The sequence below is a fragment of the Microbacterium sp. genome, assembly GCF_041909575.1.
Taxonomy (GTDB): Bacteria; Actinomycetota; Actinomycetes; order Actinomycetales; family Microbacteriaceae; genus Microbacterium.
Map to the genome: position 1 here is coordinate 1 of NZ_JAYRDE010000008.1, position 13,483 is coordinate 13,483.

General features: G+C 64.1%; 11 protein-coding genes and 2 pseudogenes. 12 read left to right on the forward strand and 1 reads right to left on the reverse strand.

The features are described 5' to 3' along the window. The 11 genes and pseudogenes from ACE3O1_RS02285 to ACE3O1_RS02335 form a co-directional block, all read left to right on the forward strand. A partial coding sequence (locus ACE3O1_RS02285) for an aldehyde dehydrogenase family protein (RefSeq protein ID WP_374312012.1) occupies window positions 1-429 on the forward strand: 429 nt, incomplete at its 5' end. Window positions 430-536: 107 nt separating this feature from the next. Then, window positions 537-1,388 (forward strand): transporter substrate-binding domain-containing protein, encoded by an 852-nt coding sequence (locus tag ACE3O1_RS02290; RefSeq protein ID WP_374312014.1) that lies wholly within the window; start codon window positions 537-539, stop codon window positions 1,386-1,388. A gap of 83 nt (window positions 1,389-1,471) precedes the next feature. Further along, window positions 1,472-2,314: an amino acid ABC transporter permease gene (locus ACE3O1_RS02295; RefSeq protein ID WP_374312016.1), complete on the forward strand. Its 843-nt coding sequence runs from the start codon at window positions 1,472-1,474 to the stop codon at window positions 2,312-2,314. Beyond that, window positions 2,311-3,072: pseudogene (locus ACE3O1_RS02300) on the forward strand (amino acid ABC transporter ATP-binding protein). Before ACE3O1_RS02295 ends, ACE3O1_RS02300 begins: the two are co-directional and overlap by 4 nt. 121 nt (window positions 3,073-3,193) lie before the next feature. Continuing rightward, window positions 3,194-4,804 carry a GMC family oxidoreductase gene (locus ACE3O1_RS02305; RefSeq protein ID WP_374312018.1) on the forward strand — a complete coding sequence of 537 codons (1,611 nt, stop codon included), beginning with the start codon at window positions 3,194-3,196 and terminating at the stop codon, window positions 4,802-4,804. 3 nt (window positions 4,805-4,807) lie between these two features. After that, the gene (locus ACE3O1_RS02310) at window positions 4,808-5,191 is read left to right on the forward strand and encodes a hypothetical protein (RefSeq protein WP_374312020.1); all 384 of its coding nucleotides are present in this window, start codon (window positions 4,808-4,810) and stop codon (window positions 5,189-5,191) included. 63 nt (window positions 5,192-5,254) lie between these two features. Continuing rightward, window positions 5,255-6,031: an electron transfer flavoprotein subunit beta gene (locus ACE3O1_RS02315; RefSeq protein WP_374312022.1), complete on the forward strand. Its 777-nt coding sequence runs from the start codon at window positions 5,255-5,257 to the stop codon at window positions 6,029-6,031. A gap of 12 nt (window positions 6,032-6,043) precedes the next feature. Beyond that, a complete protein-coding gene (locus tag ACE3O1_RS02320) occupies window positions 6,044-6,988 on the forward strand; it encodes an electron transfer flavoprotein subunit alpha/FixB family protein (protein WP_374312024.1) in 945 nt (314 codons plus the stop codon). 660 nt (window positions 6,989-7,648) lie between these two features. Next, window positions 7,649-8,851, forward strand: coding sequence for a cytochrome b/b6 domain-containing protein (locus ACE3O1_RS02325; RefSeq protein WP_374312026.1), 1,203 nt, complete (start codon window positions 7,649-7,651; stop codon window positions 8,849-8,851). 73 nt (window positions 8,852-8,924) lie between these two features. Beyond that, window positions 8,925-10,223 (forward strand): Glu/Leu/Phe/Val dehydrogenase, encoded by a 1,299-nt coding sequence (locus tag ACE3O1_RS02330; RefSeq protein ID WP_374312028.1) that lies wholly within the window; start codon window positions 8,925-8,927, stop codon window positions 10,221-10,223. Between the two features lie 409 nt (window positions 10,224-10,632). Beyond that, a pseudogene (locus ACE3O1_RS02335) lies at window positions 10,633-11,337 on the forward strand (helix-turn-helix domain-containing protein); the annotation flags it as partial. A 5-nt stretch (window positions 11,338-11,342) separates the two neighbouring features. Here ACE3O1_RS02335 and ACE3O1_RS02340 read toward each other — a convergent pair. Beyond that, complete coding sequence (locus ACE3O1_RS02340) at window positions 11,343-12,479, reverse strand: family 78 glycoside hydrolase catalytic domain (protein ID WP_374312030.1); 1,137 nt, start codon at window positions 12,477-12,479, stop codon at window positions 11,343-11,345. A gap of 115 nt (window positions 12,480-12,594) precedes the next feature. On the opposite strand from ACE3O1_RS02340, the gene ACE3O1_RS02345 reads away from it, so the two are divergent. Next, window positions 12,595-13,245, forward strand: a complete 651-nt coding sequence (locus ACE3O1_RS02345; RefSeq protein WP_374312032.1) for a TetR/AcrR family transcriptional regulator — start codon at window positions 12,595-12,597, stop codon at window positions 13,243-13,245. Window positions 13,246-13,483: the final 238 nt, after the last annotated feature.

The following is a 13,483-nucleotide window of genomic DNA, read 5'->3' on the forward strand; positions in this document are numbered from 1 at the left end:
GCCGGCATCCACCTGGTCGAGACCCACCCGGGACTGACCGGCACGTACGTCTCGCCGACCATCGCCGTCGCACCGCCTCTGGACAGTGACGTGGCCACTCAGGAGATCTTCGGACCGGTCGTTGTGGTGATGCCGTTCAAGACTGAAGACGATGCGGTGACCATCTCCAACTCGCTTCCCTACGGCCTGCAGGCCTCCGTGTGGAGCTCCAACATTGACAAAGCGCTGCGCACGGCACGCCAGATCGAAGCCGGCGACGTGTGGGTCAACACCCACTACATCCGCAACGCCGAGACTCCGTATGGCGGCTGGAAACTCAGCGGACTCGGCCGGGAACTCGGGCGCGCTGGGCTGCAGGAGTACCTGAAGCACCAGCGAATCGCGATCGACACCCGCGCACACGACCACCTCTCGGCCTCGTTCGCATGACAGCGCGACTGCCGTACGTAACAGCTTGATTACCGACCAATGGACGAGCGTTATATGTGATAACGTCAGCCAAGACCGTCTAGCGTCTCTGACCCGATGGAGGGACAATGAAGTTCAATGGAACGATCACGGCAATCGCACTTTTGGGTGCCGTATCTCTTGCACTAAGCGGCTGCAGCGCATCCGCACCGGCCGCGGGAGGCGGTGAGGACTCCGCCGGCGCGGAATTGATCCGAGTCGGCACATCCGTTGGCGCGGCGCCGTACGAGTACTACGAGGAGGGCACCACAAGTCCTCTGTTGGGGTACGAGCCCGACCTCTTGAACGAAGCATTCAAGCGCATGGGTGTGGAGCCCGAATACATCGTCGGAGAGTACGAGGCGCTGGCACCCGGGCTTCAGGCGGACCGGTTCGACATGGCGATGTTCGGTCTCACTGACCGTGTGTCGCGACAGGAAAGCTTCGACATGCTGGACTACGGCAAGGACGCGTCCGGGTTCCTGGGTCGCGAGGGCACCACGGGCGCGATCCAGAGCCTCGACGATATCTGCGGAAAGACGGTGGCGGTCCAGGAAGGCTCCACCGTAGAGGCCTTCCTCGGTGAGCAGTCGGCTACATGCACCGCCGATGGCAACGGGCCGATCACGCTTGTGACCTCGCCGGACCTTCCTGCGATCTTGCTCGCGGTGACGTCGGGACGTGCTGACTACGCGACGTCGAACATTCCGCTTCTTGCGTTCGGCGCCCAGCAGCTCGAAGGCGTCGAGGTAGGTGATTTCGCCTACCTCGAGGAGTACATCGCGTTCATGATGCCTAAGGACAGCGAGCTCACGCCCCGCCTGATGGACGCCATCGACTCCATGATCGAAGACGGCACCTACCAGGAGATCCTCGAGACGTGGGAGATCCCGGCTCTGGCCATCCCGAAGACCGAGCTGAACCAGGGCACGACTCCCTAACGAAGATCAGCCAAACCGATCAAGAAACCTCACGTCCCATGACTGTTACATCTGGACCTCCCACTGATGTTCTCGGGATCCGGATGGACGCGAAAGCCACCCAGCGCCCGCATCCGTGGCGCTGGGTCGCGGCTGCGGCCATCATCCTGCTGCTACTGCTTCTCGGAAAGGCGCTGTACGACAGCCAGATCATCTGGGAGCTGATCCCGCAGTTCGCGTTCTCGCAGACGATGCTGGATGGGCTGTGGGGGACCGTGGTGCTGACCATCGCGGTGATGGCTCTGGCGATCATCATCGGCGTGCTTGTCGCGGTAGCCAGCCAGTCGCCGAACTTCATCCTCCGCTGGTTTGCGGCCGGGTGGATCTGGGTGATGCGCGGCATTCCTGCCCTGGTCCACCTGCTGCTGTGGTTCAACCTCGCGCTGATCATCCCTTACGTCGGGTTCGGATCCGCCGTCGTTCCCACGAACAGCATCATGACCCCCTTTATCGCAGCCCTTATCGGTCTGACGCTGTCGGAATCTGCGGTGATGGCGGAGATCGTGCGCAGCGGAATCATGTCGGTGCCACTGGGGCAGGTCGAAGCCGGCAAAGCGATGGGCATGCGCGGCTCTCTGACCATGCGTCGTATCATCTTGCCGCAGGCGATCCGGGTGATCATCCCACCCACCGGCAATGAAGTAATCGGCATGCTGAAGTACACCTCGCTGGCGTTCGCCGTGTCCTACAGCGACCTGCTCAGTGCCGCCTCAAAAATCTACAACGCGAACTTCAAGGTGATGGAGGCGCTGTTCGCGGCGACGTTCTGGTACCTCGTGCTCACCACGATTGCCACGCTGATCCAGAACCAGATCGCACGACGCTACGAGCTCGCCAACCCGGCCAACATCGCCGCCGCCTCCACGAAGACGGGAGGTGCGGAATGACCGCGATCGTCTCGGCACAGTACGTGCACAAGTCCTTCGGTAGCAACGAAGTTCTGAAGGGCGTCAGCCTGGACGTCGGCGAAGGCCAGGTTGTCGTCATCATCGGAGCGTCCGGATCCGGGATGTCCACCTTCCTGCGCACGACAAACCATCTGTAAACGATCGACTCTGGGCGCATCTATTTTCAGGACGAGCTCATCGGCTACGAGCCGCACGGGGGTCATCTGCGCGAGCGATCCGAGAAGGAGGTCTGCCGGCAGCGGCAGCAGATCGGAATGGTCTTCCAGAACTACAACCTGTTCGGCCATCTCACCGCGCTCGAGAACGTGATCGAGGCCCCGATCAGGGTTCTCAAGAAGCCTCGCAAGCAGGCTCTTGAGATCGGCCGCGAACTCCTCCGCAAGGTCGGACTGTCTGGATTCGAGAACAGCTACCCGCGGTTCATGTCGGGCGGTCAACAGCAGCGTGTTGCGATCGCGAGGTCGTTGGCGATGCGCCCAAAGGTGATGCTGTTCGACGAGCCCACCTCCGCGCTCGACCCGGAACTCGTCGGCGAAGTGCTCACCGTGATGCGGGAACTGGCCGACGACGGCATGACCATGATCGTCGTCACCCACGAGATGGGGTTCGCGAAGGAGGTAGCAGATGTCGTGGTCATGATGGCCGACGGAAAGATCATCGAGAAGGGGCCGCCGTCTCAGATACTCGTTAGCCCCGATCACGAGCGCACACGGACATTCCTGTCGAGGGTGCTCTAGGAGAACCTGCTGACCAGCGTGCCGAAACCCTCCCGCACATCGGATTCCCCAACCGTCATCAGTGCCCGGAATGCCTGATCGAAATGCTTGAAAGGACCGCGTTACCGTGACTCGCGATGAAATGTACGACGCCATCATTGTCGGCGCCGGGCCGGCCGGTGGCGTGTCGGCACTGAGGCTCGCTCAAGCCGGATTCAGGGTGCTGTGCCTGGAACAGGGGGATTGGCAGGACCCGCAGTCGTTCCCGTCCGCGCAGCGCGAGATCGAGGTGTTGGCCACTAAGGATTGGAATCCGAACCCGAATGTCCGCCAGCACCCGGAGGACTACCCGGTCGACACGTCGGACTCCGACATGGACACCGCGATGTTCAACGGCGTCGGTGGCGGCACGGTTCTCTTCGGCGGCTCCTGGCATCGCGCCCTTCCCGAGGACTTCGAGGTTCGCACCCGGGACGGCGTCGCCGACGACTGGCCATTGGGCTACCAGGAGCTCGCGCCCTTTTACGACCGCACCTTCAAGATGTTCGGTGTCTCCGGTCTGTCGGGCGACCCTCGATACCCAGACCGCTTCGATTATGCGACGCCCCCGCTGCCGGCAGGTTCGGTAGGCGTTCTCGGAGCCCAGGGAATGAAGAAGCTGGGCTGGCACTTCTGGCCGGCATCCAACGCCATCGCCTCCCGACCCACCGAATGGCTCAGCGCATGCGTCGGTTGGGGCACCTGCGGGCAAGGCTGCCCGGAAGGCGCCAAGGGCGCCGCCGATGTCGCGGTGTGGAAGGCGGCGATTCAGACAGGGGCTGAGCTGAGGACGCGTTGTCGCGCTCGCGCGGTCACCCTTGACAGCAGTGGTAGGGCTCGTGGAGTCGTATATCTCGACGCGCAAGGTGTCGAGCATGAAGTAACCGCTTCAGTGGTCATCGTGGCAGCCAACGCCATCGGCACCGCCCGGCTGCTGCAGCTGTCTGCGACCGCTGAGCATCCGGACGGTCTGGGCAACAGCAGCGGCCTGCTCGGACGGAACCTTATGATGCACCCCTACATTGCGGTGAACGGGATCTTCGACGACTGGACCGAGGCGTGGACCGGCCCGTGGGGAAACCGTCTGTACTCGCTCGAGTTCTATGGCACATCCGAGGAGCGCGACTTCGTGCGCGGCGCGAAGTGGTCGTTGAACCCCGCCGGTGGGCCGCTGTTCTCGCTCAGCAGCTACGACTACGACCAGATCGGAGCGAACGCCGAAGCGTGGGGACCCACCCATCACGACTACGTCCAGAAGCGGGTCGGACACATGATGTCCTGGGACATCATCGCCGAAGACCTGCCCGAAGAGACGAATCGTGTCATTCTCGATGACTCGCGCAACGACGCCTACGGGATCCCGGGCGCTCGAATCGAGTACAAGATTTCGGAGAATACGCGTCGGATGATCGATTTCAACGTCGCTCGCGCGACGGAGGCCATGCAAGCCTCCGGTGCCACGGAGGTCGCACCACACTTCAGCCGCGCGGGAGGGTGGCACCTCTACGGCACCACGAAGATGGGCACCGATCCCGCGACGTCGGTGACCGACCAGTGGGGAGAGACCCACGATGTCGACAACCTCTTCCTTCTCGGTGCGAGCACGTTCGTCACATCGTTCGGCGTGAACCCCACCGCGACCATCGCCGCGTTGGCACTGCGCACCGCGGAATACATCATCAGCAACCGTTCCAACACCGCGAAAGCGATTTGACCCGTGAGTATCGACATCATTCTGCTGTCTCGGATCGCACAGCTCGCGGACATCCTCATCCCACCGCGGGACACCCTCCCCGGTGCAGGCGAGGTGCTACAAGATCCCGGAGTGTTCGAGCACGTCCTTGCCATGCGCGGTGATCTCGACGAGCCGCTGCGCCGGGCCGTGTACGCGACAAGCGGAGTCATCGACATCCAAGGTCTGATGGAGCTCGGACGCCATGACGCCGAGGCGTTCGTCGCCCTGACGACGATCGTTGCCGGCGCGTACTACCTGGATGAGCGCGTGCTCGCCGAACTGGACTACGACCCACCCAAGCCTCGCTACCGCCATGGGTCCCTGGAGCCGGAGATGTACGAGCTCCTCGGGGTGGCGCCCGCCTAACAGATCACAGCTTCGCAGCACCGAGACGGCAGCGGAGCGCGAACGGCGTGAGGAGACGTCTGAATGAGAGTCGTGGTACTGGTCAAAGAAGTTCCGGACACCTATGGGGACCGGAAGTTGAATCTGGAGACCGGACTAGCAGATCGAGGCACCAGCGAGGCGGTGCTCGACGAAATCGGCGAGCGTGCCGTAGAGGTGGCACTTTCGCATGCGGATAAGAACGCCGGCACGGAGGTCGTCGTCCTGACGATGGGACCGGAGTCAGCCGCGGGAACTGTGCGTAAAGGACTGGCGATGGGCGCTGGGTCTGCGGTTCACGTCACCGACGAGGCGCTCGTCGGCGCCGACCTGGGACTGACAGCCGAGGTACTGGCCGCAGCACTGAAACGGACCGGATTCGACTTGGTGATTGCCGGCAACCAATCCACGGACGGATCAGGCGGGGTGATGGCGGCCATGCTCGCCGAACTGCTGGATGTCCCCGCAGCGTTGAACCTCACCGCTGTCGAGATCGGCGCTGACACAGTATCCGGTACCCGCGCCACCGACGCCGGGACAGCGGAGATTTCAGCGGGCCTGCCCGCAGTCATCTCCATCACCGAAGCTCTCCCCGACGCACGGTTCCCCAACTTCAAGGGAATCATGGCGGCGAAGAAGAAGCCGCTGGAGACGCTATCGCTCGAGGACCTCGGCATCGAGGCAGACTCGACCGCGGCTCCGCGATCGATCATGGTGGCTGTCACCGCGAAGCCTGCACGCCAGGCCGGAGTAAAGCTCACCGACGAGGGCGACGCGGGCGCGAAGCTCGCGGAGTTCCTGCTCGAAAACCGACTTGCCTGAAGGACGCTGCTGATGAGATTCGCTCACGATTCGATCCTGGTGCTCCTGGACGAGACACCTTCCGGGACGCTCGTGGCGTCTGCGGCTGGGTTGATCGGCGCCGCCGCAGCGGCGGGCACACCGATTGCTGTGGTGTCCGACGAGAAGCTCGCTGCCGACGCCGCAGCGGTGGGCGCGGCTTCCGTGATCGTTGCCGCCGGGAACCGCGTCGATGCGATCGCGGCAGCAGCCGACGCCGTCCAGCCTGATGCTATCCTGATAGCGCATTCCATCGAGGGACGCGAAGTCGCCGGCAGGTTCGCGGCGCGGTCTCGTTCGGCGCTCGCTGTGGACGCGGTCGGAGTGGCCCGGGACGCCGAAGGGGTCCTCGCCCGACACGCGGTGTACGGCGGACAGTTCGACGTGCAGTCCGCGGCCACGTTCGGCGCGCCCGTGATCACCATCCGCGAGGGTGCGGTCGACGCCCGGATAACGGCCGCCGCTTCGCACACCGTCGAGGTGGTCGAAGTCGCAACTTCACCGAGGAAGGCGGCGACGATCGGGACTGTCAAGCAGGTCGTCTCCACATCCTCACGCCCCGAATTGCGTGGCGCGCCGAAGGTCGTCGCCGGTGGTCGCGGTTTGGGCTCCCCCGAGAAGTTCGTACTCGTCGAGGAGCTCGCCGACTCGCTCGGCGCGGCCGTGGGAGCCTCTCGTGCCGCAGTGGACGCGGGGTACGTCGGGCAGACAGCGCAGGTAGGGCAGACCGGCGTCTCTGTGTCCCCGCAGCTGTACATCGCGCTCGGGATCTCAGGCGCAATCCAGCACAAAGCAGGCATGCAGACCGCGAAGACCATCGTCGCGATCAACAAGGATCCTGACGCTCCGATCTTCGAGATCGCCGACTTCGGTGTGGTCGGGGACGTCTTCCAGGTGGTCCCGCAGCTCATCTCGGCGCTCGAGTCGAGAAAGCAGTAGCGCATGGCCGGGCATATCCCGACGACTCGGAAAGGGTTGCCGCGTCGCGCCGCAGGCGAGCCCTGGCCTCCCGAGGGCACAGCACCGACGTCCGCCGACCGTGACGGCGGAGCTACCCCGAACCTCCCGGACGATACGACAGGAGCGCCAGCGCTCACACACGCGCAGATTCGGATAGCACCGTCAGCCAACGACGATTCCGCGGAAACTGCCCTCGACACGGACTCCTTTGCGTACCCTGCACGACGCAGCGCGCCGGAATTCGGTTCGACCGCCCCGTCTCCGCGGCGCGCAGGAACGGCGCTGCGTCGAGGCCTGCCGCGGGCGGCGAGTGGCGAGCCGTGGCCACCGATCCCCGACCCACCCGCAGGTGCGCCAGACGAACTGGTTACGGCCCCGGCCGCAATGACCCGCGGCTCGCAGGCGGAGCAAGCTGGCGCGCGCGCTGCAGCGGGTACAGAGAACGCGACCCCGAAGATGGACCGGCCGTTGCGCCGAGGCCTTCCTCGCATTGCAGGCGGGGAGCCCTGGCCTCTGACCTCTCAGGACTTCGCCGTCGCGGCCGATGCTCCAGTCAAGAGCACCGTACTGCCCTCCGAACGCTCGCAGATCACGGATGCTGAGCCCCATACGTCTACAGATGCCACGGTTGCCGCTTCCATGCGACGCGAAGGCAAGCTGGATCGCACGGGACGGGGGCGACCGTTGCGTCGCGGTCTGCCGCGCATTGTCGGCGGGGAGCCATGGCCACCCGCCGGATTCGCGCCATTCGAGGACGCCGCTGCTTCCGAGACGGACACTCCTTCACGGGTCGGCTCAGCGCAGACTTCCGCCGAAGTCGCGCTGATGCCCATGCCCGCCGCGCAGATAGTGTCGCGACAGACGGTGATCCCCGCCAGGTACGCGTTCACCCGCCCTGAACGCCGCCCCGAACCCAAACGGGTGGGGCCGTTTACACGCGTGCAGTGGGCAGGCGCGTTCGCTGTCTCTGCGCTGGGGCTCTTGTTCGCGGCGGGGATGGCCGTCGCGCTGGTGCGCTGGTTCCTGTCCACGTCGTGGGGCACCGACTTCGTCTCCGCGTACCCGGGTGAATATCACTTGCCGGAATCGGCGCCCATCGGGTTCCCTGCGTGGCTAGGATGGCAGCACTTCTTCAATGTGTTCCTGATGGTCCTGATCATCCGATCGGGAGGGAGAGTACGCACCGAGAAACGCCCCGCAGCGTACTGGTCCCCGAGGTGGAACGGGCAGCGCAAGATCAGCCTCACCGTCTGGTTCCACCAGTCGCTCGACATCCTGTGGCTGCTCAACGGTGCCGTGTTCGTAGTGCTGCTGTTCGCGACAGGGCAGTGGATGCGCATCGTGCCCACCTCATGGGAGGTCTTCCCCAATGCGATCAGCGCTGCCCTGCAGTATGTCTCGTTGGACTGGCCGACCGAAAACGGCTGGGTGAACTACAACTCGCTGCAGCAACTGGCGTACTTCGCAACCGTGTTCATTGCCGCGCCGCTCGCCGCGCTCACGGGCGTCCGGATGTCGGGGGTGTGGCCCAAGGACGCGAAGAGACTGAACCGCATCTATCCGGTCGAGTGGGCACGGGCCGTGCACTTTCCGGTGATGCTCTACTTCGTAGTATTCATCGCGATCCACGTGTTCCTCGTCTTCGCGACCGGAGCGCTGCGCAACCTCAACCACATGTACGCCGCGCAAGGATCGGCCGACCCGAACGCCTACGCAGACAATTGGGCCGGATTCTGGTGGTTCGCCGCATCCCTCGTCCTCATCGCCGCAGCCTGGGTGGCCGCGCGTCCCCTCGTGCTCGCACCCATCGCCCGGCTATTCGGCAACGTCAGCTCCAAGTAGGCGCATTCACCAGCCCCACTGGGCTGGACAGCCCACGACACCGACTCACCATCCGACTGGAGCTTGATCGCAAGTGACGGACACACTCGCCCCCGCCGCGCAGGCCACCGCCTCCTTTCTCACCGACGGCGCGACCTCTGTGCTCGATGACGCCAAGCGACAGCTCGCGGCCGCTATCGACATCCTCGGCTACGACGACGGCTTGCACGCCATGCTTGCGGTTCCCCGGCGAGAGATGACGGTCGGAGTGCCGTTGCGCAGAGACGACGGCACTCAGCAGGTCTTCATCGGACACCGCGTGCAGCACAGCCTCACCCGGGGGCCGGCGAAGGGCGGTGTCCGGTACAGCCCCCACGTCACACTCGACGAGGTACGAGCACTTGCCATGTGGATGACGTGGAAGTGCGCTCTGCTCGACGTGCCATACGGTGGGGCAAAGGGCGGCGTCGCACTCGACCCGGCCGCATTGAGCATGTCCGAGCTCGAGCGTCTCACGCGCCGATTCACCACCGAAATCCTCCCCATCATTGGGCCGGAACGAGACATTCCCGCACCAGACATCGGCACCGATGAACGCGTCATGGCGTGGATGTTGGACACATACTCCGTCGCCAGCGGGTACACCGTTCCCGGTGTCGTCACGGGCAAGCCGCTCGCCCTGGGCGGGTCGCGCGGGCGGGCATCTGCGACTTCCCGTGGGGTGGTGCATGTCGCGCTCCGTGCACTTGAGCACGTCGCAGTGCCGGCCTCCGGGAGGACCGCCGCAGTGCAGGGCTTCGGCAAAGTCGGACGAGACGCCGCGAAGTTCCTCACTGACGCCGACATCAGCGTCGTTGCCATCAGTGATCAGTACGGCGCTGTCTACAACGGTGCGGGCCTGAACATCCTCGATCTCGCCGACCATGTCGACAAGACAGGTCGCGTGGTCGGATTCAGCGCGGCAGAGGCGCTTCCACCACACGAACTCTTAGAACTTGATGTCGACCTGCTCGTCCCCGCCGCCGTCGAGAGTGTGATCACTGTCGAGAATGCTCCGCGCGTCCGCGCGTCCGTCATCGTGGAAGGGGCTAACGGCCCGACCAGCACAGCCGCGGACGAGATCCTTGCGCGCAACGGCGCGCTAGTGGTGCCCGATATCCTCGCCAACGCCGGCGGAGTCGTTGTTTCCTACTTCGAATGGGTACAGGGAAACCAGGCGTATTGGTGGAATGCGCAGGACGTCGAGGACCGCCTCTCTGAGAAGATGAGCCGCGCCTGGGACGATGTCGTCAGCACGGCGCGTATCCGAGGTCTCACTCTCCGAGCGGCAGCCATGGTACTCGCCGTCGAACGCGTCGCCGATGCGCACCTCCTACGCGGCCTGTACCCGTGATGTGCGTCATCTGCGGCGTCTCACTGACGTCCAGTTGTGGGCGTCACCTGCGCCCGCTCCTCCCAACATTCCCGCTGGAACTGCGTAGGAAAGTGTTTGCTGGCATCGCGATTGTGCGCTGAATCGCGCAGATGGGTCGCCAGCGTTCTTTCACGTGAGCCTTCGCACCTAATAGCGCAACTCGCGCACGGCTGACGTGGACCGGTCGGAGGAGCAACTCGCTGGCGGCCGCTGGCTCGTATCTGCGCTCTGCCAGACGGACTTCTACCGAGCTTTGGTGCACGCTCTGGCCGAGCGTGCATCGCGGGCGCTGACTAGCTGTACCGGGTCAGCACGTTGGTGATGGCCCGGTATGGAGAAGGCCTCCATTGTGAGTGGTGTCTACGTCACTCTCGAAGGAGGCCTTCTCTTGATTCACCGCAACGCGCGATTGGCTGAGGCCGGTCGTCTGATCCTCGTCCGTCGAGTGTTGTCGGGTCGGCCCGTGTCCCATGTCGCGAAAGAGCTCGGGGTCTCGCGCACGTGCGCGCATCGTTGGGTGTCCCGGTTTCGCCTTCAGGGTCTGGCTGGGCTGCGTGATCGCCCGTCACGACTACGGTCGATGCCGACCGCCACAAGCGGGCAGGTCGCGGCGGCGCTGCTGCACGCACGCCAGGCTGAGCGGCTGGGCCGCGACGAACTGGCCGGGCGGTTCGGGGTCAGCCCATCCACGGCGTCGCGGCTGATCGCCCGGGCCGGGCTCCCTGCGCTGCACGAGCTGGATCCGGCCACCGGCATCCGCATCCGCGCGTCCCGACGCACCCAGCACCGGTATGAACGAGATCCCCCCGGGGATCTGATCCATATCGATGTGAAGAAACTCGGCCGCATCCCCGACACCGGCGGATGGCGCACGGAGGGCCCAGGAACGCTGAACCACCACCGCACCCGCGCCAAGTGCAAACAGCGCATCGGGTTCGACTACGTCCACGTCGCCGTCGACGACCCCTCCCGGCTCGCGTCGCGCACGTGCTGCCAGACGAGAAGGGCGACCTGCGCCGGCTTCCTTGCCGACGCCGCAGCGTTCTTCGCCACCCACGGCATCCCCATCCGCGAGGTCATCACCGACAACGCGATGAACTAGTTCCCATCGGCATCGACCACTTCGGTGTGCTCCAGCACGACACGCTGTCCGGGAACGGTATTGAACATCTCTAGCCGGACCCTGCCCGCTATCACTTGGCCGAAGTCGACAAGCCATCCGTCAGCGGTCGCCTGGACGGATACTGGCGCGAGTTCGTCGACACGGCGGATTGGTTCGCCAGTGAATGGGACGAGGACGTGAGTGTCTCGGCCTTGATCGAGAACGGGTGTCCAATCGGTGGGAACGAATGCTGGCTGATCCCACGCGGTGGGCCACGCTGCGGCGTCAAAGCATTCGCCGATAAAGAGGTCCGCGTAGCGCCAGGGACCTGGCGTGGAAAGCACGTCCTCACCAGAGGGCACGACGCGGTGGCCCCCATCCGGCAGGTCGAGGTGCAACTCCCAGATCGCGCTGATCGTGTCCCCGAACTGAGCGCTGGAGCCCGAGATACCGAGACGTCCCGCCCACCAGCCGTCAGCCAAGGCGAAACCGAGGACGTTCTCTCCAGCAACAAGGAGCGAGGTGACGTCGTAACACTGCACGCTGATGCGGTGCATGTAGCTGTCGAATCCTGGGGCGAGCACTTGATCATCGGCGGGCAATCCGTTCACCGTCGCGGAGTAGACGCCGCGGGCGGTTGCATACAACCTGGCGCGGATCGGAACGTCTGATAGGTGAAATGACTGACGAAGCAACTGTGCAGGTTGCAGGCGCGCTTCAAGGGACTTCTCCGGGCTCTTTCCGACAATCCAGTCCAGTAGCGTCCACCGCTCGGTCACGGTCGGCTCTTGCACCGGCGCGACCCATGACGCCACCCAGTCATCGGAGTTGAGCAGACCTGTTTCGAACGTCGAGAATCCGTTGATACGGTCGCCGCTGGCGTCCCAGCTGCTGATCTGCCACTCGTATGCCGTGTTGGATGTCAACGGTGTGCCGCGGTACTCAACCACAGTGGAAGGCGCCGTTTCAGTGCGGCCGGTATCCCAGACGATGACACCGCCCGTTCGGACCTGCAATCGGTAGGCGATGGCGGCGTGCGGGGCCCTCCAGGAGAAACGAGGGTGAGGGGTGCCGACGCCAATGGGCGCCGGAAGGTACTCCACGCGCAGATCCGCGCATGTCCGATCGCTCATTGATTGCTCCTCACATGGGCGCTGGCACCAGCGCGAGAACCCCATCGGAGCGTACGCGATGAAAACCTAACAGGCAAGGTTTTCGTCTCCCGAGTTATCTGGGTACGGTGTTGTCATGCCGCAGACGGCGAAGCGAGGAACCTACGCAGTCGGTCGAGAGCGACGCGAGAGAATTCTCGACGCCGCCTTGCAAAGGTTCGCGAAAGCGGGATACACGCAGACCTCGCTGGCAGAGATCGCCAGAGATGTGGGCATCACGACCCCCGGCCTCATGCATCACTTTCCGACGAAACAACATCTCTTGCTCGCAATTGCCGAACGACGGTTCGACATCACGGCCGAGGTCGCTCGTGCGGCGCCGGACGACAGGGACGGTACGGGTCCGTTGCGGATGATGCTTGCCATTTCCGAGCTGTTCGTAGGGCAGCCGGGGTGGATGGAACTGTTCGTCATCGTGTCTGCGGAGGCAGGCGACCCGTATAGCCCGGCTCACCATCTATTCGTTGAACGGTACGAACGTGTGATTAAGGAGGTGACGACGATGTTTCACGACAGCGTCGCCGCCGGGTACCTCCGCGCCGACGTCGACTACGAACGACTTGCGCGCGAGTCAATTGCTCTCACCGATGGTCTGCAATTGCAATGGGTTCTGAGCGGTGGTCGCCTAGATCTTCTCGGAATGATTCGCGATTATTTGGAGCACCTCACACCGCGGATACTCGTCAACGGTCAATTCGTTGAACTCTCTTCCCAAGAAGATGATTAGCACACGCGACGGGACAACCTGTACGGAGCGTATGCGTGACACGAAGAATATCGTGCGCCGGCGCCCGCAACCTGAGCTTCGCAAAGACCTAGATCGCCGAAGTCGCGACGATGACGAGGAAGAGGCGGAACGTTGATGTGGCGCGGTTCTGAGACGCGATGTGATCCCCGTGACCTCATCCCGGACGCGTTCTAATCCCACCGTCACCGGGTAGGAACCGAGCAGTCCCGTCAGAGGC

Excerpts from the sequence above, each read along its gene's own strand:
- ACE3O1_RS02290 (WP_374312014.1), top strand. The coding sequence starts at position 537 with ATGAAGTTCAATGGAACGATCACGGCAATCGCACTTTTGGGTGCCGTA.
- ACE3O1_RS02295 (WP_374312016.1), top strand. The coding sequence starts at position 1,472 with ATGGACGCGAAAGCCACCCAGCGCCCGCATCCGTGGCGCTGGGTCGCG.
- ACE3O1_RS02305 (WP_374312018.1), top strand. The coding sequence starts at position 3,194 with ATGTACGACGCCATCATTGTCGGCGCCGGGCCGGCCGGTGGCGTGTCG.
- ACE3O1_RS02315 (WP_374312022.1), top strand. The coding sequence starts at position 5,255 with ATGAGAGTCGTGGTACTGGTCAAAGAAGTTCCGGACACCTATGGGGAC.
- ACE3O1_RS02320 (WP_374312024.1), top strand. The coding sequence starts at position 6,044 with ATGAGATTCGCTCACGATTCGATCCTGGTGCTCCTGGACGAGACACCT.
- ACE3O1_RS02325 (WP_374312026.1), top strand. The coding sequence starts at position 7,649 with ATGCGACGCGAAGGCAAGCTGGATCGCACGGGACGGGGGCGACCGTTG.
- ACE3O1_RS02340 (WP_374312030.1), bottom strand. The coding sequence starts at position 12,479 with ATGAGCGATCGGACATGCGCGGATCTGCGCGTGGAGTACCTTCCGGCG.
- ACE3O1_RS02345 (WP_374312032.1), top strand. The coding sequence starts at position 12,595 with ATGCCGCAGACGGCGAAGCGAGGAACCTACGCAGTCGGTCGAGAGCGA.